The 24,501-nt window shown below is 29.9% G+C and carries 20 protein-coding genes and 1 pseudogene; 9 read left to right on the top strand and 12 right to left on the bottom strand.

The window, feature by feature from the left end; translation table 11 throughout:
• Window positions 1-341 precede the first annotated feature (341 nt).
• The 9 genes from SOR60_RS01340 to SOR60_RS01300 form a co-directional block, all read right to left on the bottom strand.
• A complete protein-coding gene (locus SOR60_RS01340; RefSeq protein WP_320595002.1) occupies window positions 342-971 on the bottom strand; it encodes an ABC transporter ATP-binding protein in 630 nt (209 codons plus the stop codon).
• Entirely contained in the window at window positions 968-1,708 is a 741-nt protein-coding gene (locus tag SOR60_RS01335) for a hypothetical protein (protein ID WP_154541271.1), read from the bottom strand. The genes SOR60_RS01340 and SOR60_RS01335 overlap by 4 nt, the downstream gene beginning before the upstream one ends.
• A complete protein-coding gene (locus tag SOR60_RS01330; RefSeq protein ID WP_154541273.1) occupies window positions 1,705-2,505 on the bottom strand; it encodes a hypothetical protein in 801 nt (266 codons plus the stop codon). Before SOR60_RS01330 ends, SOR60_RS01335 begins: the two co-directional genes overlap by 4 nt.
• A complete protein-coding gene (locus SOR60_RS01325) occupies window positions 2,498-3,040 on the bottom strand; it encodes a DUF5067 domain-containing protein (protein WP_154541275.1) in 543 nt (180 codons plus the stop codon). The genes SOR60_RS01330 and SOR60_RS01325 overlap by 8 nt, the downstream gene beginning before the upstream one ends.
• Entirely contained in the window at window positions 3,040-3,723 is a 684-nt protein-coding gene (locus SOR60_RS01320; protein WP_320595001.1) for a hypothetical protein, read from the bottom strand. The genes SOR60_RS01325 and SOR60_RS01320 overlap by 1 nt, the downstream gene beginning before the upstream one ends.
• Window positions 3,724-3,767: 44 nt before the next feature.
• Complete coding sequence (locus tag SOR60_RS01315) at window positions 3,768-4,181, bottom strand: hypothetical protein (RefSeq protein ID WP_176269683.1); 414 nt, start codon at window positions 4,179-4,181, stop codon at window positions 3,768-3,770.
• 296 nt (window positions 4,182-4,477) lie between these two features.
• Window positions 4,478-8,041, bottom strand: a complete 3,564-nt coding sequence (gene rpoC, locus SOR60_RS01310; RefSeq protein ID WP_154541279.1) for a DNA-directed RNA polymerase subunit beta' — start codon at window positions 8,039-8,041, stop codon at window positions 4,478-4,480.
• 10 nt (window positions 8,042-8,051) lie between these two features.
• Window positions 8,052-11,777: a DNA-directed RNA polymerase subunit beta gene (gene rpoB / locus SOR60_RS01305; RefSeq protein ID WP_320595000.1), complete on the bottom strand. Its 3,726-nt coding sequence runs from the start codon at window positions 11,775-11,777 to the stop codon at window positions 8,052-8,054.
• A 264-nt stretch (window positions 11,778-12,041) separates the two neighbouring features.
• Window positions 12,042-12,554 carry a nitroreductase family protein gene (locus SOR60_RS01300; protein WP_320594999.1) on the bottom strand — a complete coding sequence of 171 codons (513 nt, stop codon included), beginning with the start codon at window positions 12,552-12,554 and terminating at the stop codon, window positions 12,042-12,044.
• A gap of 108 nt (window positions 12,555-12,662) precedes the next feature.
• Between SOR60_RS01300 and SOR60_RS01295 the strand changes: the two genes are divergently transcribed.
• Both SOR60_RS01295 and SOR60_RS01290 read left to right on the top strand, forming a co-directional pair.
• On the top strand, window positions 12,663-13,259 hold the full coding sequence (locus SOR60_RS01295) for a hypothetical protein (RefSeq protein WP_320594998.1): 597 nt from the start codon (window positions 12,663-12,665) through the stop codon (window positions 13,257-13,259).
• Window positions 13,260-13,534: 275 nt separating this feature from the next.
• The gene (locus SOR60_RS01290) at window positions 13,535-15,451 is read left to right on the top strand and encodes a fructose-1,6-bisphosphatase (RefSeq protein WP_320594997.1); all 1,917 of its coding nucleotides are present in this window, start codon (window positions 13,535-13,537) and stop codon (window positions 15,449-15,451) included.
• Window positions 15,452-15,851: 400 nt separating this feature from the next.
• Here the strand turns inward: SOR60_RS01290 and SOR60_RS01285 are convergent.
• The 3 genes and pseudogenes from SOR60_RS01285 to SOR60_RS01275 form a co-directional block, all read right to left on the bottom strand.
• Window positions 15,852-16,418: pseudogene (locus SOR60_RS01285) on the bottom strand (IS3 family transposase); the annotation flags it as partial.
• 15 nt (window positions 16,419-16,433) lie between these two features.
• Entirely contained in the window at window positions 16,434-16,649 is a 216-nt protein-coding gene (locus SOR60_RS01280; protein WP_320594996.1) for an IS3 family transposase, read from the bottom strand.
• 59 nt (window positions 16,650-16,708) lie between these two features.
• Window positions 16,709-17,302, bottom strand: a complete 594-nt coding sequence (locus tag SOR60_RS01275; protein ID WP_176269238.1) for a helix-turn-helix domain-containing protein — start codon at window positions 17,300-17,302, stop codon at window positions 16,709-16,711.
• A gap of 309 nt (window positions 17,303-17,611) precedes the next feature.
• Between SOR60_RS01275 and SOR60_RS01270 the strand changes: the two genes are divergently transcribed.
• Genes SOR60_RS01270 through SOR60_RS01245 form a run of 7 tightly spaced genes read left to right on the top strand, consistent with a single transcriptional unit; the run spans window position 17,612 to window position 24,465 of the window.
• On the top strand, window positions 17,612-18,238 hold the full coding sequence (locus SOR60_RS01270; RefSeq protein ID WP_407654213.1) for a TetR/AcrR family transcriptional regulator: 627 nt from the start codon (window positions 17,612-17,614) through the stop codon (window positions 18,236-18,238).
• 55 nt (window positions 18,239-18,293) lie between these two features.
• Window positions 18,294-19,274, top strand: a complete 981-nt coding sequence (locus SOR60_RS10580) for an ABC transporter transmembrane domain-containing protein (RefSeq protein WP_462676501.1) — start codon at window positions 18,294-18,296, stop codon at window positions 19,272-19,274.
• On the top strand, window positions 19,268-20,026 hold the full coding sequence (locus SOR60_RS10575; protein WP_462676500.1) for an ABC transporter ATP-binding protein: 759 nt from the start codon (window positions 19,268-19,270) through the stop codon (window positions 20,024-20,026). The genes SOR60_RS10580 and SOR60_RS10575 overlap by 7 nt, the downstream gene beginning before the upstream one ends.
• Entirely contained in the window at window positions 20,019-21,749 is a 1,731-nt protein-coding gene (locus tag SOR60_RS01260; RefSeq protein WP_320594994.1) for an ABC transporter ATP-binding protein, read from the top strand. The genes SOR60_RS10575 and SOR60_RS01260 overlap by 8 nt, the downstream gene beginning before the upstream one ends.
• A gap of 13 nt (window positions 21,750-21,762) precedes the next feature.
• Window positions 21,763-22,353, top strand: a complete 591-nt coding sequence (locus SOR60_RS01255) for an MptD family putative ECF transporter S component (protein WP_320594993.1) — start codon at window positions 21,763-21,765, stop codon at window positions 22,351-22,353.
• The gene (locus tag SOR60_RS01250; RefSeq protein ID WP_320594992.1) at window positions 22,310-23,044 is read left to right on the top strand and encodes an energy-coupling factor transporter transmembrane component T; all 735 of its coding nucleotides are present in this window, start codon (window positions 22,310-22,312) and stop codon (window positions 23,042-23,044) included. The genes SOR60_RS01255 and SOR60_RS01250 overlap by 44 nt, the downstream gene beginning before the upstream one ends.
• Window positions 23,029-24,465: an ABC transporter ATP-binding protein gene (locus SOR60_RS01245; protein WP_320594991.1), complete on the top strand. Its 1,437-nt coding sequence runs from the start codon at window positions 23,029-23,031 to the stop codon at window positions 24,463-24,465. The genes SOR60_RS01250 and SOR60_RS01245 overlap by 16 nt, the downstream gene beginning before the upstream one ends.
• Window positions 24,466-24,501: the final 36 nt, after the last annotated feature.

Genomic DNA, 24,501 nt, shown 5'->3' with positions numbered 1-24,501 from the left:
TTAGAAGACTTGAAAAAGCAATAAAAATATTCGCTAATGAAGAATCAGATATTAAACTAATAGGCGAAATCCTCATTTATATCAATGAGGATTGGATTATATCTTATAAATTATATATTAGAATGAAATAGTAGATATTGGACTAGTAATTTTATGCAAGATTTTGGACTTTACAACCTTTAATAACATTGAAATTATAAAAAACAATATATCATGTATTGCTATTATTAATTTATATTTTTTAACAATTTTCATATTTACTTCAATAATCTAGGGCTAATACAAAAATTATCCATCTAGTATTTCACAATTTATATAAAACTTTAAACAATTAAAATTTCTTAACTAATTTCACTTAAGATACCATTTTCCATAAAAAAAATCTTATCACAAAGCTCTTCTATTATATTTTTTTCATGAGAAGATACTAATATTGTTTTTCCTTTTTCTTTTTCTTCTTTTATTATATCTATTAAAGAATCCACTCCTTTTTGGTCTAAAGCTATAGTTGGTTCATCAAATATTAATATCTTTGGATCTTCTAATATTACATTTGCAAGTCCTAATCTTTGTTTCATCCCAAGTGAATAAGTCTTATAATTTTTATTCATAGCATGTTTTAAACCAACTTTATCCAAGACTTCTATTATTCTATTTTTGTCGGCAATTTTTCTTATTGATGCTATCATTGCTAAATTGTTAAAACCTGAAAGTTCATCTATAAAGGACGGATTTTCTAAAAGCAATCCTATATCATTATAAATCGCATTTCCATCAATTATTAAATCATCAATTTCTATACAACCACTATCTAGTCTAATAAAACCACAAATCGCCCTAAATAACATTGTTTTTCCTGAACCATTCTCCCCTTGAAAACCATATACTTTTGCTGATTCAAGTTCTAGATTTATTTCACTTAATACTTGATTTGATCCAATCTTTTTAAAAGCTTTAGTAACTTTTATCATTCTTCCCTCCCATAGTAATCATAATATTTTGGCAAAAAATATAATAATAAAATAATAATTATAAAGTAAATTAAGATAAACAGCAAATTTACTTTCAAGTCGAATTCTCCTCCATAAAAATCTTGCTTCATAATAAGTGATCCTTGCCCTAGGATAAATCTTACGTTAGATAGGATTGCAATAAGGAGATTTATTATAAATACAGACAATGCAAATAAATATTTTGTAAATAAGGCTATCATAAAAATCATATTAGTAAATAAAATATTTTCTAATATATAGAAAATAGCAACTCTCACAAAACCTTTCATAAGATATAGATCATTTTTACCTTGTAAAGAAAGATATAATAAAATTATTGAAAAAAACAACAAGCCAATAAATACATTGAATATACTTGCTCCTAAAATTTTCCCAAGAAAATATTGTCTTTTGCTTTTAAATTTAGGCATTATATAAGTTCCGAATTCTATGTGATCCTTGTAAAATATTTCAGATATTCCAAAGACTGGTACAAAATGTATTACAAAAAATGAAATTGGAAGTATGAAATTATTGAAATCAATAAAATTTCCATTATCTTTAAATGCCTGCTCAATAAAAACTTCTATAGGTGGAGTTTCATTAAAAGCCCCAAATGTTATAAGAATTAATAAAATTAGATAAATTCCCATAAAAATCATAATTTTTTTGCTTTTTTTTAAAAGCAAGTCTATTTCTCTAAAAAATCCACTCATATTATTTCCTTATTTTTCTTAAAAATTAAAAAGTAAAGGCAAGATATTAAAAATAAAAGCAAAGGATATATAAAACTTGAAAAACTATGTTTTATTATTACCCCATTAAGAAAAGAGCTCAAACTCAAAAAGTTGTTAAAAATCTCGAACCTACTTCTCAATATGGACATTAGTAAATCCAATATTATATCAAGTATAAAAACACCGCCTATTCCAAGATATTTAGACTTAAATATATCATTTAAGAACATAGCAAAAGAGCCTATAATTCCTCCTATAATAAAATCTATAAATATACTAGCTAAATAAAAAAGCAAAGGACTCTTTACTATGAGCTTTATCAAAAATAAATCATTGTTGAATGTAGTATTATAGTAAGTTATAGGTAGGCTTGGTCTTAGTAAAAGCCATACTGCAATATTTATAAGTAAAACTAGGCTAACACTTAAACCTGCATATACAAAATTTATCAAAAATTTTTTGACTGTATATTCCTTATCTGTTATTTTAAGCATATATGTCTTGTATATACCACTTTCCCTATCTTCAACAAAGGAATCTGCCATAGGTAAACTTGCTAAAATAAAAGATAAAAAAACAAACATGATAATAGCGTTACCAAGAGAACCATTTATCATAATATTTTCAAGAAAAGATGATTGTACTATAAGCTTATCATTAAAAATTATAGCTTTTCTTCTAGGTAAAATATCCACTAAATTTATTAAAATTATTATGAAAATAGTAAAGAAAAACCTTTTTCTTTTAAAAAATCTATAAAAACTTTCTTTAATCATAAACATCTCCTAGGTCAATTGTCTTATAGTATAGATTTCCTTTTTTATATTCTTTTTTATATTGATCTAAGTAAGTATTGATACTTATTAATAAGGCATTCTTATAATCACCCTTATCTTCTATCCAGTAATAAAAAGCATACCTTTTCTTCTCTCCCTTTTTTATGTTTAAATCTTTTAAATTATAAGTCGGTTCGAATATAAGTTCTTGCTTTTCAGATTCTCTTATATTCTGAACTATACATGAAGAAAAATCCTGATATAAACTAAATGCATATCCTAATTGTACTATATTCATATCATTTTTTTGATTCATATATTCAATATCTACACGAAGAGCTTTCCTACCTCCAAAATTTTCTATCTTTCTATTATATATTTTTACTTCAATATCTCCTAAATCAATATTATCTTTGTAAGAATATTCCTCTATCTTAGACTTGCTTGGATATCCTGCATTAGCCCTTTGATAAAGAAAAATATATGAAAAAATTAAAACTATAAAACCTAAAGATATAAGAATCTTCTTTTTCATTATTTTATATCCTCCAAGCTTTCAACTTCTTGCATTGAAGATATCATATTTTCATAATCTTCATATAATTTATCCAAATTAGAATCTTTTCTATCTAAAATTATGGTATTTTGTGCACCTTCACTAATAGTGCTTGCTTTTGTCATTATAAAATCACTATTATAAATCCTATAAGTTCCATCAGACAAATCAATTCTTATCCCATCATCTTCTTTTTTTATAGAACTTATATTATTATCCATTAAATTATCATATAAATTTGAAATATCAGGGTACTTGCGACTCAAACCCTTTACAAAATCAGAATCATCAGAAATTTTCCCTCTATAAAATTTATTTTCTATTATATTTATATATAAGGCTTTATTTCCTTTAAAAAGATAAACTATTTCAATTGGTTTATTAGGATTATAATAATTTTTCATATAAGAAATATTTTTATCATCCCAATTTACATTCATGTTTTCTGATAATAAACTTCCATCTTCATAATAAGTTTTGTAATATAAAGCTTGTTTGGGATTTGCTTTATAGATATTTTCTAAAAGCTCAGCATCCTCTTTGTCCATATTAGATAAACTTTTTTCTATATTTTGGTTTTTTTCATTCTGATAGTCATCATTACTACATGATGAAAATATAATCACTATTAAAATTAATATAAAAGTAAATTTCTTTTTCATAAAAATATATTAATACATGAACTGACTTAGTATTAACTTAAATTTTACCAACCACAGGACCAAGAATCAGGAGACCATAATCCAGATGCTGATAGTGTAGAAAATGTACTATATTTAGATCCATGCACTAGGGCTGTTCTGTAACCATCTTCATGTATATTGCTAGAAATACAGTACTTTCCTCCCTTATTTATATAATATACAGGTGCATAAGATGTAACTTGTTTATTTCCAGCTAAGGCCCTTGCTTTTAAAGTATCCCCACTTATATTATTTACATAAAAGTATATAGGAGATGCATCTTGTTTTTCCCTAGAAGGAGTATAAAGATTAAAATTTGTCCTTCCAAAATTAAAAGACCAAGATGTGTCGCCAGTATTTGCTGCCAAAGAAGTCCCCATCATAAGAAACAAAAACGTTATCATAAAAATCGAAAATAAATTTTTAATTTTTTTCATAAGATTTTCTCCTTTAATCTATTTCTTATATTAGTCAGTTCATGTATGAATCCTTTCTTAGATTAAAGATATCATTATTTATTTTTCGTGTCAATTAAATGTATATATTTAATGTGTTAATTAAATATATACTATGTATTGATATATGCACATATATATTTTATACTCATTATTTCTCCTTTATTCTTTTAAATTTTTATTTAACAATCAATAGCAAGTATTTTATTATTTAGGTCTAAAGAATACAAAATAAAAATACTATGGAGCAAATTACTAGTCCATAGTATTTTTATTAATTATTGATTTTGTTCAGTTTCAGCCTCTGCTTTTTTTACTTCTTCTATATTCAAAGCTATTTGAGCATCTTCTAAATCCTTATTTTCATAGTCTATATCAAAGTCATTGTAAACTTTCATACCTGTACCTGCTGGTATCAACTTTCCTATGATTATATTTTCTTTTAGTCCCTTCAAGTCATCAACCTTGCCCTTGATTGAAGCATCTGTAAGAACTCTTGTTGTTTCTTGGAAGGATGCTGCTGATAACCATGATTCTGTTGCAAGTGATGCTTTGGTTATTCCTAGAAGCTCTTGGCTGTATTCAGCTTTTTTCTTGCCTTCTTTTTCCATCTCTTCATTTACAATACGAACATCTCTTATCTCTTGTAATGAACCTGGCAAGAAGTCTGTATCTCCTGCTTCTTCTATTTTTACTTTTTTAAGCATTTGCTTAGTTATTACTTCTATATGTCTATCATCAATTTCTACACCTTGAAGCCTATATACTTTTTGTACTTCTTTAGTGATGTAGTCTTGAACACCGATTTTGCCTAATACTTTTAGTACATCATGTGGATCAAGAGAACCTTCTGTAAGTTGTTGTCCCTTTTCTACAACGTCTCCTTCTCCAACTAGAAGTCTTGCACCATATGGTATATTGTATTTTTTAGAATAACCATCTTCTGAAAGTATTTCTACATCTGTTTTCTTTTCGTTTTTAATAAGTGATACTGTACCTGAGTTTTCAGCTATGAATGCAAGTCCCTTTGGTTTTCTTGCTTCAAATAACTCTTCAACTCTTGGAAGACCTTGAGTAATTCCAACACCTGCTATACCTCCAGAGTGGAATGTTCTCATTGTAAGTTGTGTACCAGGCTCACCAATTGATTGGGCAGCTATAATTCCTACAGCTTCACCTATATTCACTTTCTTACCTGTTGCTAAATTTCTACCATAGCATTTTTCACATACTCCATGTTTTGACTTACATTCTAGTACTGAACGTAATTTAACTTCTTTGATACCTTCAGCTACAATTTTTTCTGCTCTTTCTTCATCAATAATTTGATTTTTAGCTACAATTGTTTCGCCTTCGCTATCTTTTATCTCCTCAAAAGATGTACGTCCTACTATTCTTGTATATAGGTTTTCTATAAGCTCATTACCATCTTTAAACTCATGAGCCACTACATATCCATCTGTACCACAGTCTTCTTCTGTAACTATAACATCTTGAGATATGTCTACCATTCTTCTGGTTAAGTAACCTGAGTCTGCAGTTCTTAAGGCTGTATCTGTAAGTCCCTTACGTGAACCATGGGTTGAGATAAAGTACTCTTGTACTGAAAGACCTTCCCTAAAGTTAGCCTTTATAGGAATTTCTATAATCTTACCATCAGCCCTTGACATAAGACCACGCATACCGCCTAACTGTCTGATTTGGTTTGTAGAACCACGGGCACCAGAGTCAGCAAATATCTTAATGTTGTTATCAGATTTAAGTTCATCTAGAAGGGCAGCTGTAACGTCATCTGTTGCCTCTCTCCATATGTCTATAACTTTTTCGTATCTTTCATTGTCTGTTATAAAACCACGTCTATAAAGTTTTTCATACTTATCAACTTCTTGATCAGCCTTTGATACTATATCCCATTTTTGATGAGGAATTGTAACGTCTGACATTGAAACTGTAAGTCCTGATAGGGTTGAATACTTATACCCTGTAGACTTAATGTAGTCAAGAACTGATGCAGTCTTTATATTTCCATGCTTTCTAAAGCAACGATCTACTATATCTTTTAACACACCTGATGAGGTAACTTGATCAATTTCAAGAGAATAAGGATCTTCTTTTCTATTTACATAACCTAAATCTTGTGGAATTCCTTCATTATAGATAAATCTACCTACTGATGAATTTACAATCTTTCCTGGGTCATTTTTATCTTTTTTTATCCTAACTCCAACTTTTGTTTGTAGGGTTACATTGTGGTTAAGTAAGGCTTTTTTCATCTCTGAAATGTCTGCAAAGGTCATTCCCTCTCCCTTTGCGCCTTCCTTTATTGTTGTTAGGTAATACGCTCCAAGTACCATATCTTGGGATGGTGTTGTAATCGCCTTACCATCTTTAAGACCTAGGATATTATTTGTAGACATCATTAAAAGTCTTGCTTCTATTTGTGCCTCATTTGATAAAGGTAAATGAATAGCCATTTGGTCACCGTCAAAGTCCGCATTAAAAGCAGGACAAGCAAGTGGATGAAGCTTAATTGCCTTACCTTCTACAAGTACTGGTTCAAATGCTTGGATACCAAGCCTGTGGAGTGTAGGGGCACGATTTAGAAGTACTGGATGATCTTTTATAACTTCTTCTAAGATTTCATAAACTCTTGGATCCTTCTTCTCCACCATTTTCTTTGCAGATTTAAGATTGTGAGCCATTTCATTTTCTACAACCTTATTCATAATAAATGGCTTAAATAATTCAAGAGCCATCTCTTGAGGTAGGCCACATTGGTTAAATTTAAGATTTGGTCCTACTACTATTACAGATCTACCTGAATAGTCAACCCTTTTACCAAGAAGATTTTGTCTAAATCTACCACTTTTACCCTTAAGTAAATCAGATAGAGACTTCATATTTCTATTTGAAGCTCCTGTTACAGCACGACCTCTTCTACCATTGTCTATTAGAGCATCAACTGCTTCTTGAAGCATTCTCTTTTCATTTCTTACAATTATTTCTGGAGCTCCAATATCAAGTAGTCTTTTTAGACGATTATTTCTATTTATAACTCTTCTGTAAAGGTCATTTAAGTCACTTGTTGCAAATCTTCCACCTTCAAGTTGGACCATTGGTCTTAGCTCTGGTGGCATGACTGGAAGCACATCAAGAATCATCCATTCTGGTTTGTTACCACTTGTTAGAAAGGCATCTACCACTTCAAGTCTTCTTGATATTCTTATTTTCTTTTGTCCCTTAGCATCTTCAAGTTCTTTCAATAAGGAATCATATTCTTTTTTAAGATCCATCTTAGCTAGAAGTTTCTTAACAGCATCTGCTCCCATTTCAGCTTGAAATTCTGTATCATCTGGATAATTATCAAGAGCTTCTGAGTATTCAGCTTCTGATAATTCTTGTTTTTCATAATATTCAGTTTCACCAGGATTGATTACTACATATGATGCAAAGTAAAGAATCTTTTCTAGAACTCTTGGGCTCATATCAAGTAAAAGACCCATTTTTGAAGGTATTCCCTTGAAAAACCAAATATGGCTTACTGGGGCAGCAAGTTCTATATGTCCCATTCTTTCACGTCTTACCTTAGATTTTGTTACTTCAACGCCACATTTTTCACAAACAACGCCCTTGTATCTTATTCTCTTGTACTTACCACAAGAGCATTCATAGTCTTTTGTAGGTCCAAAAATCTTCTCGCAGAACAGGCCATCTTTTTCAGGTTTTAGTGTTCTATAATTGATAGTTTCTGGCTTTTTAACCTCACCATGAGACCATGATCTAATTTTTTCAGGAGATGCTATTTTCATCCTCATAGCACCAAATTCTTGTAATTCTGACAAAAAACCCCCCTTACTCTGTTAAACCTTGACTTGTAGAATCTTTGGCATCTTTAGTCTCAGTTTCTGATACTTCCTCATCATTTTCAGATTTTGCCTTTGAAGCAAGTCCTGCAAGTTTTTTAGATTGATTTCTAATCTTTGCAGCATCAATCTTTTCCACTTGTGAGAACTTATCTTGCTCATCTATATTTTCTTTAATTTCTATTACTTCTCCATTTTCATCTAAAAGCTCAACATCCAAAGCTAGAGATTGGAGTTCTTTTACAAGCACCTTAAATGATTCAGGTGTACCTGGTTCTGGAACATTTTCTCCTTTGACAATTGCTTCATATGTCTTAACTCTTCCTGTAACATCATCTGATTTTACTGTAAGAATTTCTTGGAGGGTATGACTTGCTCCGTATGCCTCTAAAGCCCATACTTCCATCTCTCCAAATCTTTGTCCACCAAATTGTGCCTTACCACCTAGAGGTTGTTGGGTTACTAGTGAATATGGTCCTATACTTCTTGCGTGGATTTTTTCTTCTACCATGTGGTGAAGTTTAAGCATATACATAACTCCAACTGTTACTGGATTTTCAAATTCTTCACCTGTTCTTCCATCACGAAGTCTAATTTTCCCTGTTTTGTTTACATATGGAGCAATCTTTTGTGCTTCTTCTAATACTTCCTCTATTTCTGTATCCATAGCTCCATCGAATACAGGAGTTGCTATCTTCCATCCCATAGTTCTTGCAGCAAGACCCATATGAACTTCCAAAACTTGTCCTATATTCATACGTGATGGGATACCTAGTGGATTTAAGCAGATTTGGATAGGCGTACCATCTGGTAAGAAAGGCATATCTTCTCTTGGCATAATCCTTGAAACAACACCCTTGTTACCGTGTCTACCACACATCTTATCACCAACCATAATCTTTCTTTTGGTTGCTACATAAACTCTTATTACCTTATTTACTCCTGGTGAAAGTTCATCTCCATCTTTTTTGTTGTATTCTTTTACATCAACTACAATACCATTTTCTCCATGAGGGACTATTAGTGAAGTATCACGAACTTCACGAGCTTTCTCTCCAAAGATTGCTCTTAAAAGTCTTTCTTCAGGTGAAAGTTCTGTCTCTCCTTTTGGAGATACCTTACCTACAAGTATATCTCCACTTTTAACTTCGGCACCTATCCTAATAACCCCATTTTCATCAAGGTTTTTCTTCATGTCATCACCAACATTTGGAATGTCTTTTGTGATCTCTTCAGCGCCAAGTTTTGTCTCACGTGCTTCACATTCATGCTCTTCTATGTGAACTGATGTTAGGACATCATCCATTACTAGCTCTTCATTTAAAAGCATAGCATCCTCGTAGTTATATCCTTCCCATGTTGTAAAAGCTATAAGAATATTCTTACCTAAGGCAAGCTCACCATTTTCTGTAGATGGTCCATCAGCAAGGATTTCATTTTCTTCTACATGCTCTCCAAGTTTAACTATTGGCCTTTGGTTAATAGTTGTACCTTGGTTAGCACGTCTAAATTTAAGAAGTCTATAATAATCTATTTCTCCATCAGAGTCTCTTTTAACCCTGATTTTTTCATCTCCAACATATACTACTTCACCAGCATTTTTACTTACTACACAAACGCCTGAGTCTTTTGCAGCCCTATGTTCTATACCTGTTGCAACTATTGGTGCTTGTGTCTTTATTAAAGGAACTGCTTGTCTTTGCATGTTAGCACCCATTAGAGCACGAGTAGAGTCATCATTTTCCAAAAATGGTATTAAACTTGCTCCTACTGATACAATCTGTTGTGGAGAAACATCCATATATTCTATTGTTTCTCTTGGATAAATATCATTCTCACCATTTATACCACGACCTGATACACGATCGTTAATGAATCTTCCCTCATCATCTAGTGGCTCATTAGCTTGAGCTATGATGTAATTATCTTCAACATCAGCTGTTAGGTAATCTATTTGATCTGTTACATAACCATCTTTTCCGACTTTTCTATAAGGAGTTTCTATAAAACCATATTTGTTAATTCTTGCATAAGTTGTAAGGGAAGTTATAAGTCCTATATTTGGTCCTTCTGGAGTTTCTATTGGACATATTCTTCCATAGTGGGAATCATGTACATCTCTTACTTCAACTCCTGCCCTATCTCTTGAAAGTCCACCTGGTCCTAAAGCTGAAAGTCTTCTTTTATGTGTAAGCTCACTCATTGGATTTGTTTGATCCATAAATTGTGAAAGCTGACTTGAACCAAAGAATTCCTTTATAACTGCTGTTACAGGTTTAATATTTATAAGTCCTTGTGGTGTTGCAAGATCTGGATCTTGAGTTGTCATTCTTTCTCTAACAACTCTTTCCATACGTGCAAGACCTATTCTAAATTGATTTTGTAAAAGCTCACCTACTCCTCTTACTCTTCTATTGCCTAGATGGTCTATATCATCAACATTACCAATACCTTCAAATAGGTTAAATTGATAATTTACAGCAGCAAGAATATCACTTTTAACTATATTTTTAGGACATAATTCTTTCTTTCTCTTTTCAATTTCATTTAAGATGTCTTTTTTATCTTCGTTATTATCTAAAATTTCTCTCATTACTGGATAATAAACTTTTTCTGATAATTCTACATTAGATAGGTCAACATCTTTTAATTCTTCAAATGAATCAAGATAAACAAAATGGTTTCCACAAATCCTTAGCTCTTTATCTTCACCATTTTCTTGTTTGACAATGATATCAACAACATTTATACCACTTGCCTCAATATCTAAAGCAGTTTGTCTATCAATTCTTTCTCCTGCCTTAACAAAAAGTTCACCTGTTTCATCATCTATAACGTCACTTGCAGCTACTTGGTCTATTAGCCTTTCATTTAGTGCAAGCTTCTTGTTGTATTTGTACCTACCTACTTTAGCAAGATCATATCTTCTATCATCAAATAAAAGATTATTTATTAAATTTTGAGCAGACTCAAGACTAGCAGGATCCCCTGGCTTTAATTTTTTATAAATTTCAATTAAGGCTTCCTCACTTGACTCTGAATTTTCTTTTTCGAGTGTATTTCTTAAGTGTTCTGTATCTCCCAAGGCTTCTATTATTTCTTCATCTGTATCAAATAATAGCGCACGAACAAGAGTTGTTGCTGGGAGTTTTCTTGTACGATCTAATCTAACATTTACAGTGTGGGATGCGTCTGTATCAAACTCAATCCATGCTCCCCTATTAGGAATAACTGTTGAAGAGTACATATTGTTTCCTGATTTATCAAGCTCTGATGCATAATATACTCCAGGAGACCTAACAAGCTGACTTACTATAACTCTTTCTGCACCATTTATTACAAAAGTAGCTGAGTCTGTCATCATAGGGAAATCCCCCATAAATACTTCTTGTTCCTTAACTTCTTCGGTTTCCTTATTGATAAGCCTAGCTCTTACCTTAAGGTCTCTAGAATAAGTTGTATCCTTATATTTTGACTCTTCAACTGTATACTTTGTCTCATCGTCAAAATCATATCCAACAAATTCAAGTATTAAATTGCCATTATAATCTTCGATTGGGGAAATATCTTCTAAAATTTCTCCTAAGCCCTCTTCAATAAACCACTTATAAGAGTCCTTTTGGACCTTTAATAAGTTTGGCAAATCAAGAACTTGAGGAAATTTAGAAAAGCTAACACGTTCAGTTTTACCAAATAACTCTTTATGATATTGCACTATAAATTACTCCTTCATAATACTCTTAAGCCGACTGCTTAACTAGACTTTTTTATGTAAATTTAAAGCTTTGAAAAAAGAAAAAAGCCCTCCTTACATAAATAAAAAAATCTCGCTAAATTAGAATTCTAGCAATTGCTTATTATATCACTCCATGCTAGCACATGTCAAATAATCCAGGAGATTTTCTTAAACTTATAAAACCTTTTTAATAATTTTTTATATTATATTGTATTTTAGAGCGTTGTCAAACAAATTTCTAAACTAATCTATATAATTTACGTCTATATGATGCTTCTTTCCCTTTATTTCTTCATTAGTTTTTCCGAGAATAAGACCATGGACAGGATAAAAATCCTCTTTTACTCCTAATTTTTTAATAAATCTTGCCTTATTATCAAATTTTTCAAACATTCCTCTTATATAGCATGAGCCTATATCAAGATCAGTTGCCTTAAGACTCATATTCTCTATTATACAGGCTGTATCTTCAAGCCTAGTTTCATGACCTTTTTTGGCTGATACAATTATAAGATATGGTGCAGAATAAATAGGGTTTGCCTTATAATTATTAGCTACTTCCCTAGCTTCTTCTAAAATCTCACCTATGTATTCTTTATTTGTAATTACTGTAATAGCCATATTTGCATAAAGTCCCTTACCAACTGGCGCCTTAGTTCCCGCATTTACAATGGCCTCTAAATCTTTTCTATCAATTATTTCATCTGTAAATAATCTAGTTGAACATCTCTTGTCTATTACTTTATCAAAATCCATAAAAACTCCTTTCTTTATATTATATAATTATACGATAAAATAACTCAAATAAAAATAAAGATTAAGTACATGCTTTTTGTGGTATAATTAATGCAAAAGGAGGTAAGGATGAAAAAACTAAGTAATATTTTATTGAGGATATCTGGATTTTACTATTTATTGATTAGTATAGGTCTAATACTTTCTACTCTTTTTTCATTATTTGTTGATAGAAAGTACATATTTTCCATATTTGATTTATTAGGATTTTCAAATATTTCTCTAAGCCTTATAAAACCCATCTTTTTTATATTGCTATTTTGCTTATTTATCCTAATAAGTCTTTTAACAAATAGGATATTTTCTTCAATAAAAGATAAGAAACATTTCCCATCTAATATGTTTGCTGGATTCTTCCTCTTATTTACCAGTGTTATTGGACATGTATTTTTTAGAGATAGGATATTCATAATCTCTTATATTTTCAATATCTTCCTTATTATAGGATCTATGCTTGGACTTCATGAAAAAAGTATTGAATATTATGAAAATGAAGGTGATTTATACAATTCTAAGATTGACAATGAGGATAAAGAAAATATAGATAATAAAGAAGTAGAAATTATTGATAATAACACAATTAAAAAAGATTCAGAAGAAAAAAATGAAGAAGTAATAACATCAAAAAACACAATAAATATTAAAGATGAAAGCGAAATATCTTAGTATATAAAATTAAAAAAGTACTTAAGTTTTTAATATATAGTTGTTAACTAAAAGATGTCAAATTAACAAAAAAGGAAGCAAGAGGGGGCTGTTGCAGAATGAATTAATCGTTATTCCATCATTACAAGCTCCTCCACGACAATTTGGCCTTCATGAGCTGGTAGGCTATTCTCAAATTGTCTATGAGTAATTTGTAATGATGGAATGATAGAAATTCATGGTTTTGCAACAGTCCCTTTTTTGAATAGTAAAAAATATTAAGGAAAGGTATTCATATGAATGAAAAGTATTTAAATCTACTTAAAGAAAATTACCCAACAAAAACCCACTTAGTCGATGAAATTATAGGTCTTAAGGCAAAACTTTACCTACCAAAGGGAACTGAGTATTTTTTCTCGGATCTTCATGGCGAAGCCAAGGCCTTTATTCACCTTCTAAGATCTGCTGGTGGAAATATAAGAGATAAGACTAGCCAATACTTTGGAGATACCCTAGTAAAAAAGGACCAAGATGATCTTGCAAACCTTATCTATAATCCAGAAAGAGAACTTGTTAGACTTAAAGAAGAAAATTTGATAGATGATGATTGGTACACAATTAATATTCATAGGTTAGTTAATCTTTTTAGGTTTGTATCAACAAAGTATCCAAAAGATACAGTTAAAAATAAGTTTCCTACAAATTATAAGGAAATTATAGATGAACTTTTATATACTAATGATTCTGAATTTAATAAGAAATTATACTATGAAAAAATAATTGAAAATATAATAAAATATAAGGCTGCTGATGATTTTATAATAGTATTATCATCACTAATCCAAAGAGTTTCTGTAGATAGCCTTCATATAGTTGGAGATATTTACGACAGGGGGCCTGAACCTAATATTATTATGGATGAACTTTTAACTTTTCCTAATGTAGACATACAATGGGGAAACCATGATATAGCTTGGATGGGAGCATGTTCTGGAAACAAGGCCTTGGTAGCAGCATGTCTTTGCAATGCAATCTCATATAATAACTTTGATTTTGTTGAAGAAGGTTATGGAATAAATCTCAGACCACTTTATGAGTTTTCTATGAAAACTTATAGAGATGACCCATGTGAGAGATTTATGCCAAGAATATTTGAAGAAAATATCTATGATAAAGTAAATAAGGATGTAGCAGCCAAGATGTATAAGGCTATGAGTGTCATAAGATTTAAGCTTGATGGTAAACTTTTAGAAAGAAATCCTGAATTTCATATGGATGATAGAAATTTCTTAAAACACATTGATTTCACTAAAATGACCTACAAGGGTGTAGAACTTTTAGATAAAAACTTTCCTACTATAGATAAAAAAGATCCTCTCAAGCTCAGCTTAGAAGAAAAATTCATAATAGACATATTGCAAAAAGAGTTCTCCAAAAATATCCTCCTAAATGAACACATTAAGTTTATGTATAACAATGGTTCTATGTATAAAATATCTAACGGCTCTCTTCTTTTCCATGGTTGCATACCTTTAAATCCTGACGGTTCTTTCCAAGAAATAAAAATCAAAGGAAAAGCCTATAAGGGAAAAGAGTTGATGGATTTATTTGATAAGCTTGCAAGAGATGCCTATTTCTTACCAGAATCTGAAGAAAAACAATATGCAAAAGACATAGTTTGGTATCTAGTATGTGGCAAAAAATCCCCTTTATTTGGTAAAAGTCAATATTCTTACTTTGAAAATCTTTTAGTTGATGATAAAGAACTTAAAAAAGAAGAGATGAATCCATATTATGATTTAAATAAAAAAGAAGATATTTGTAATATGATTCTTGATGAATTTAATTTAAAAGACCAAAGAAGAAGAATTATAAATGGTCACGTTCCAGTAAAAGTAAAGGAAGGCAAAAAACCTGTAAGAGCAAATGGTAAGCTTTATGTAATAGATGGTGGAATATCAAAGCCTTACCAAAAAAAGACAGGCATAGCTGGCTATACTCTAATGTATAACTCTCACCACATAGCACTTGCAGAACATGTATCTTATAAAAATATAAGGGATAATATGGGCTCCTATACCCCAAAAATTTATGAAACCGAAAAATTAATTCCTAGAATGCTTATAAAAGATACAGATGAAGGTGAAAAAATCAGAGAAAGAATTCTAGTTCTTGAAGAACTTCTAGAAATATTTGATAGGACAAAAATTTAGGCAAATAAATTATTATAAATATCTCAAATCTCCTTATTTAGAATAAAACTAAAAAGGAAGATTTTTATAAATATACCTATCTTATTAAGCTTAAGTAACAAACACACTTATGATGTTTTCCAATAATATTGATAATAAAATTACCATGTAAGAATTAAGCCTTGCTGTAAAATTTTCATTAAATCTTATTATAATAAAGTTAAGTTTTTCAAAATAGGATTATTATGAAGCTAGTTTCTAAATAAACTCAAGCTTTTTATCATAGATTTAAAAAATAAATTAATAAAAAACTGTTGTTAGAAAAAATAAGCTGACCCCACAAAGTTGGACCTAATATCAGAGTTAGAACTAGACTAGCTCTGGTATTAGGTCAAATCCTACCCCTAGGGGTAGAAATTTTTTATGCTGCATTCTTCTTTCTATATTCTATTGGTGATAAGTATCCTAATTTTTCTTTTATTCTTTCTTCGTTGTAATATTTTATGAAATCTTCTATTGTTTGTTTTAAGTGTTCGTATGAGTAGAATTTTCTTCCGTAATATATTTCTTGTTTTAGTATTCCAAAGAAGTTTTCCATTGGCGAGTTGTCTAAGCAGTTGCCTTTTCTGGACATAGATTGGGTGATACCGTTAGCTTCTAACCTAGATGTGTACTGATTTGTTTGATATGCCCAGCCTTGATCTGAGTGGAATATTCTTTTTTCTTTACTTTTGTTAGTTATTTTTATGGCTTTATCTAAAGCTTTTAGGATTGGTTCTATTGTTGGTTGTTTTGATATTTCATAGCTTAATATTTCACTGTTGTACATATCTAGGTATGGGTTTAGATAGAGTTTCTTTATTTGGTATGTTCCTGTTTTATCTTTTTCTAAATACTTAAATTCTGTTGTGTCTGTTGTTATTTTTGTGTATGGTTTTTCTACTTTGAAGTTTCTTTTTATTTTGTTGTCTGATATTTTTCCTACCTGTCCTTTGTAGGATGATTATTTTCTAGATTTTCGTGAATAGCTTTTTACTTGAAGTTTTAACTTTTGAACTAATCTTTGTACTTTCTTTTTGTTTATTATCAGTCCTGCTCTTTTTAACATGGCTGTTATTCTTCTGTAGCCATAGTTTGGATTGTCTTTTCTTATCTTAAGTATTTTCTTTTCTATCTCTATATCTTTATTTGGTATATTTAAGCGTTTTTGCCAATACATGTATGTTGATTTGGCAATATTAAAGTATTTTAACAAGTCTTTTAGTTTGTATTCACTTCTTAAGACTTCAATTGTTTCAGCAATTGTCTTATTTCTGTATCTGTCATTTGAGACAATTCTATCTTTTTTTTTATTGCATCATTTTCTAGTTGGAGCCAATAGTTTTTTTCTTCTAATTTCTTTATTTTTTCTTTTAGTTGTGCTTGTGTTAATGATTCATTTTCTAAATTAGTTATGTTTGCTGATGTTTCTATTTTAGTGTATTTTGATTTATTTGGGGATTTTGACATTTTTGAAGGTCTTCCTCTCTTTTTAGATTTCAGTCCTTCTATGCCTTTTTCTCTAAAGTCTATTACCCATCTTGCTATTATTGATGGGTTGTTTATCTTTAATTCATTTGCTAGGCTTTGATAGGACATTTCTCCTGTTAAATACAAGTTTACTACTTTTAACTTAAATTCCAAAGTATATTGTGTATTTTTTCTTTTTACTTTTAGTCCTTCATAGCCTAGCGACTTGTATGCATTTACCCGTCTTTTTACTATTTCCTGATGAGAAAGTTTATATTTTTCTGATAAAGATTTATATGAGATATTTGATCCTAAATATTCTTTTACTACTTTCATTTTGAATTCTGTACTATATTTTGCCATTTAAAAACTGACCTCCTTAAGTTAGTTTTTAGGTCTAACTTTTGGGGGTCAGTTCAATTTGTCATCGTTAAATTATTCAGTTTATATGGATGCGAATATCTACAAAAGTATGTTACTTATATTAACTTCTCGAGCCATGTTGAAGTGCTAGCTTTACTAGTTAAGAAATGGAACAGCGAAAAAATTTAGCCTTAGAGTTATTTAAATACTGAAATGATAATTAGTATTGATTTTTTTGAATATAAAAAGTATAATTAATTTAGATAACTTAGTTATCTGGATTAATTATGCTAATGGATGGTGGTTAGTTTGAAAATATTAAATACGAAAGAAAAAATTATAAAAAGTGGGAAGAAACAGTTTTTAGAAATAGGATTTGAGAATGCAAATTTAAGAAGAATTTGTAAAGATGCAGGTGTAACAACTGGAGCTTTTTATAAATATTTTTCTAATAAAGAAGAATTATTTGAGTCAATGGTAGGACAACTTGCATATGATATTTTTAATTTGTATAAAAAATACGAAGACAAGAGTTTTATTAAGTATAATTCAGATAGACCAATTAGCAAAAAAGTAATATTGGAAATCTTAGAATTAAAAGACGAGGCCTCAATCCGTTCAGTATCATTCTTTTATGATAATAAAGAAAGTTTTCAATTGTTAATATTTTCTTCTTATGGGACTAAATATGAAAATTTTATTGAGAAAATAATTGAACTTGAAGATAAAAACCATAAGAAAATATTAAATATGATTTATAAGGACGGTTATGAGAGTGTAATTACAGATGAGGGTTTGCATCTTATTAATCATGCTTATATGTACGCTCTTGCTCAGTTAGTTGTTCATTCTATCTCTAAAGGACAAGCCATCCACAATACAAAAATTATATCTAGTTTCTTCAATGATGGCTGGAAAAAAATACGAGGTTTATAACCTCAAATTTTTTTAAACAATAGATAACTAAGTTATCTTTAAAAGGAGGGTTATTATGAAAAAAGAAAGTCCATTAAATAGATTATGGAATTTAGCAAAAAATGAGCATAAGGAATTACAAATCGCCATTTTGTTTGCAATTATTGGAATTGTTGGTGGAATTATACCCTTTATTTCTGCTGGAAAAATTATCGCTGCTTTAATAGACGATGTAAGAAAAATTGATTTTTATATTAAGTGGTTTTTGATAGGGTTTATAGGTTATTTAATCAAAGTTATTTTCTATAATATAGCCTTATCAAAATCACATAAGTCTGCTTATAGTTTGTTAGAGGAGATTAGATTAAAGATATTAAATAAGTTGCCTAAGTTATCTCTTGGAAAAGTTGTAGATACACCAAGTGGAAAAATAAAACAATTAATAGTTGACCAGGTAGAAAGTTTAGAAAGACCTGTTGCCCACTTAATACCTGAACTTACTGCCAATATAATCGGACCAATACTTATTTTAATTTATTTATTTATCCTTGACTGGAGAATTGCACTATTATCGCTTGTATCTTTTCCAATAGGTATGATTTTTATGAAGAAAATTATGAAAGGGTATCCAAAGCAATTTGCTGGAGCTGTTCAAGTTGGAGGAGAGATGAACTCTTCTATTGTAGAGTACATTGAGGGAATCGAAGTGATAAAAGCTTTCAATCAAGGAGATGAACAGTATCGAAAGTTTTCTGAAAAAATAAAGGCAAATGCAAATTATTATTGTAAATGGATGAAAGATGTACAATTTTTAATGTCTATGTCAAAATCTGTTATGCCAACTACTTTACTTGCAGTGTTACCTGTAGGTTGGATATTTTTTAAAAATGGAAATTTGCAATCAGAAACATTTTTAATGGTCATAATTTTAGCCTTTAGCATTTCGGGTCTTTTAACAGAAGCAATGAATTTCGTAGATAGCTTAGCAAGAGTAGGAACTATTTTAGATTCAGTGGAGAAGAAGAACAAGATTACGCCTCAAAGGAAGTTATGTTAAAGAACTTAGATATAGAACTTAATGATTTGAGATTTTCTTATAATAATGAAGATGAAGTAATTAAAGGCATTAGTATGTATTTGAAAAAAGGCAGTTTTAGTGCTTTTGTAGGCCCTTCTGGCGGTGGCAAATCAACACTTTCTAAACTCATTGGAGCTTATTATGATCCAAGTCAAGGAGAAATAAAACTTGGGAACGTGGAATATAAAAATATTCCTCTTAAACAAATTTATAATTCTATAGCTTATGTATCTCAAGACAATTTCTTATTTGATGAATCTATAAGAGAAAACATTCGAATGGGGAAATTAGGTGCAAGTGATGAAGAAGTTGAGAAAGTTGCAAGAGAATCAGGATGTCATGAATTTATTATAAATTTGGAAAAGGGATATGATACGAAAGTTGGCAGTGGTGGAGGTCACTTATCTGGTGGTGAAAGACAGAGAATTGCAATTGCTAGAGCTATGTTAAAAAATGCACCAATTGTAATTTTAGACGAGGCAACAGCGTATATCGATCCCGAGAATGAAAGATTGGTACAAAAAGCAATATCTAAACTATTAGATGGAAAAACTGTTATTGTAATTGCTCATAGACTATCTACAATTAAAGATTCTGATCAAATCTTTGTTATTAAAGACGGAAAATTAGATAGGCAAGGAAGGCACGAAGAGCTTTTAGAAAAAAGTGGTTTATATAAAGATATGTGGCTGGCACATATTGGAGCAAAAGAGGTGATTGAATATGATTAGTGCATTAAAAAAAATTTGGAACTTTGCAGGACAAGAAAAAAATAATATTAATAAGTCACTAGTAATTTCTTTTGTATATGCTATTTTTCATATGTTTCAGATAGGTGCAGTATACTTTGTCCTTTTAGGAATTGTCGAAAAAAACAATTCTCTAAAACCAGGACTTTTGGCATTAATATTTTTAATAGTAAGTATATTAGGAAGAGCTGTTACAAATTATTTTTCTCAATTAAAACAGACACACGCTTCCTATCATATGACAGCTGACAAGCGAATAGAAATAGGCAAAAAAGTTAAAAGCGTACCTATGGGATATTTTAATGAGAATAGCGAAGGGCAAGTTGTAGGTATTATGACTACAATTATGTCAGATATTGAAAATACAATTCCAATTGTTCTTATTAATATGATGAGTGGATTTTTAAATTCTATTGTATTCACACTAATTATATTAATTTATGACAAAAGAATAGGGATAGTTGTTATTTTGACAAGTCTTTTATATCTATATGTTACATCGTTGATGGAAAGAAAATCTGCTCAGGTAGCTCCTAAACGACAAATTTCCCAAACAAAATTAGTTGAAACTATTTTAGAGCAGATCAAAGGTATGCATATCATAAAGTCTTTCAATTTAACTGGAAAGGGAGACAAAAAGGTTCAAAATGCTATTAGAGAAAATAAAGGAGCTAATTTAAATATAGAAAAGTCTTTTACACCATATAATATGGCACAGGAATTAGTGCTTCGCATAGGTTCTATTACAATAGGATTTTCGGCTGTATATCTTTATTTTAACAATTCAATGAATTTAGTTAATACATTAATGTCTATTATTATCTCCTTTATGGTATTTGCACAAATTGAATCAGCCGGGTCATCAATGGCTGTTTTAAGAGTAGTAAGTTCATCAATAGATCAAGTTGAGGAGCTAAATAAAATGCCACAACTTGATATACATGGAGAAAATATTGAAACAGAGCATATGAATATTGAATTTAAAAAGGTCAATTTTTCTTATGGAAATAAGAAAATTATAAAGGATTTAAGTTTGTTGATTAAGGAAAATACGACGACAGCAATTATTGGACCATCTGGGTCTGGAAAGACGACGCTATGTAATTTAATTGCTAGATTTTGGGATGTCAACTCTGGTCAAATTTTGCTAGGAGGAAGAAATATTAAGGATTATAGTTTAGAGTCTTTAATGAATAAAATTTCTATGGTATTTCAAAAGGTGTATTTATTCGAAGATACCATAGAAAACAATATTAAATTTGGTAATCAAAACGCTAGTCTTGATGAGGTTATAGAAGCAGCGAAGAAAGCTTCCTGTCATGATTTCATAATGAAATTGCCAGATGCTTATCAGACTATGGTTGGTGAAGGAGGAGCTAATTTGTCCGGTGGTGAAAAACAAAGGATTTCTCTTGCCAGGGCAATGTTAAAAAACGCACAAATTGTAATTTTAGATGAAGCAACTGCAAATGTTGATCCAGAAAATGAGGACAAATTGCAAAAAGCAATTGATGCCTTAATGAAAGAAAAAACCGTAATTATGATAGCTCATAGATTAAAAACTGTACAAAATGCTGATCAAATTATTGTATTAGATAGAGGGGAGATTATAGAGAAAGGAAATCATGAACAATTGATAGAAAAAGAGGGATTGTATTCCGACTTTATAAAAATAAGAGAAGAAACAGAAAATTGGAAATTGTAAGGAGGATTATAAAATGAAATTAAAAGATGTGGTAAAAATTATAGTATTTTCAATTATAGGATTTGTTTTAACAATGGGATTAGGTTATGCTACAGGAATGTTGGGAGTTGTACCAAGTTTGTATATATCATGTGCTTTTGCAACTATTATTGGAGCACCAGTATTTGTAATATTATCTAGATCAGTAGGTAAAAGAGGAGTTGCTTTTGTTTATTTCTTTCTAATTGGTGTGTACTATACTTTATTGATGGGAATGTGGCCAATCCTTATTATTAATATAGTAGCAGGCATATTAGCTGAACTTGTTATGGGAAGAGAAATAAATTATAGGGCAGCAAATAAAAGAGCTGGTTATGCTTATGGAGTTGGTATGTTCATTTATTCATTTCATGCTATGGTTATAACTTATTTCTTTGGAACTAATCCTGCCATAGTAAAAATGATGACACCTGAATATATTTCATTTTTAAAAAATTTCTATACACCAATTAATATAGGCATATGTGCTTTGATTTCAGTGATAGCATCTCTAATTGGAGCCAGCTTTGGGAATTACATTTATGAAAAATTTTTCGCAAGTAAAACCAAGAAAAGCAATCTGTAAAGTGAATAAAGAAACCAAAAAAAATGTTAGAATTAACCCAAAAACAATATTTGGGCTAATTCTCATTTTTTCAATAATTTTATTAATAGGATCTACAAATGTATATTATATATGTTTAATTGTAAGTTTTTTGTGCTTAGCTAGCACATCTATAAAGTCTGCACTTAATTTTTTAATAGGCATAGCTACTATATATTTTTTGTCAAGAGGCTTAGAATACATTTCTGGTGGAATTTTTGTAGGGTCTATATACTCAATGCTAAAAATAGGATTAAGACTTTCACCTATATTTATTTTGGCTAAGATTATATCTTTTTATAGCACATCTTACCTTATCGCAGTATTAAGAAGCATGGGGATAAAAGGAAACTTAAATATTGCTGTGGCACTTTTGTTTAGATTGCTTCCAGAAATAAAAATAAGACTTGGTGAAATTAAAGAAGGATTAAAAATTAGAGGCTTTAAAGTAAGCATATTTCATCCTATAAAGGCATTCGAATTGTATTTTGTACCGCTCCTATACAAATGTATACATATTAGCGATACTTTAACCTGCTCAATATTGACAAAGGGAATTGAGTATGATGGTGAAAAATCAATTTTTCATGATATTAATCTCAATATGTATGATTATATTCTTTTGCTCTTTGGAATTATTTTGATTGGGGGTACTATGTGGAAAATATTTTAGACCTTGAAATAGAATCATTTTCTTACGATGAAAAAATTATATTAAAAGATATTAAACTTAGTATAAAGAAGGGAGAACTACTATTACTTACTGGCAGTTCTGGGTGTGGCAAATCAACATTAATAAGATTAATGAACGGATTAATACCAGAGTTCTATGAGGGTAACTTAAAAGGTGATATTAAGCTTAAAGGCAAACCATTAACAGAATATAAAAAAGGGGAATTAGCAAAATATATTGGAAATGTTTTTCAAAATCCAAAAGATCAATTCTTTTGTACAATAGTCGAAGATGAGATTGCATTAGTTGGTGAAAATTTAGGTATGCCTAGTCATGAGTTAATAAAAAGAGTTAACGAAGTATTAGATTTATTAGAAATCAAGCATTTGAGATATAAATCTATTTTCGATTTATCGGGAGGAGAAAGGCAAAAAGTTGCAATAGCTTGTACTCTAGTTTATGATACAGACTTGATATTTTTTGATGAACCATCATCTAGTTTAGATTATAAAAGTATTGAAAACTTAAAGGAAATTTTTTGTATTCTCAAAAATTTAGGAAAAACAATTGTTGTAGCAGACCATAGAATTTATTACTTAAAAGATTTATTTGATCACTTGGTATTAATGAATCAAGGGACGATTAAGTCAGTTTACACAAATGGTGAATTAACATCAAATATGTGTCGCAATTTAGGACTAAGAACTATAGATGAAGATATTTTAAAGTCAGAAAAGAAACCAATTAATGGTAAAGAACTTTTTTCCATAAATAATATTAATATTCTTCAAAATTCTAAGATATTAATAAAAAATATTTCATTTAAATTATTTGAAAAAGAAATAATGGGAGTAATTGGAGCTAATGGAGTAGGTAAAACAACGTTAGCAAAAAATTTGTCTGGCTTATTAGGAGGAACTAAAAATATAACATATGGATATAAAGAAAAAGAACGATTAAAAAATTCTTATTTTGTTTTTCAAGATGTTGATTCACAGTTATTTTTAGATACAGTAGAAAATGATTTATTAGCAGGAATTGATTTAGATGATAATGAAGTTAAAGATTTAGCTAGAAATTATCTTAAAACAATTAATTTATGGGAAAATAGAACATCTCATCCCCAAAAATTGTCTGAAGGGCAGAAACAAAGACTAGCTGTAATTGAAGCATTAATATCTAAAAGAAAAGTCATAATTTTAGATGAACCTAGCTCAGGATTAGATTATATAAGTATGAACATAATGGCAGAGTTATTAAATTTGATATCTGAAAAGCAATCTATTATCTTAATTAGTCACGATATGGAATTGATTTTTAAAATTTGTAATTCTGTGTTGCTTTTGGATCGACAATTAAACAAAAAAATCAGTGTAAAAGGGAACGAATATAAAATATTCAAGTTTTTAAAAAGCAAGTAACTAATTGTGAGTATACTAATAATAAAACATAACTAA

The sequence above is a fragment of the Anaerococcus porci genome, assembly GCF_034090325.1.
Lineage (GTDB): Bacteria > Bacillota > Clostridia > Tissierellales > Peptoniphilaceae > Anaerococcus > Anaerococcus porci.
Note: the sequence above shows the minus strand (reverse complement) of the source record. Positions and strands in the feature narration are given on the sequence as shown.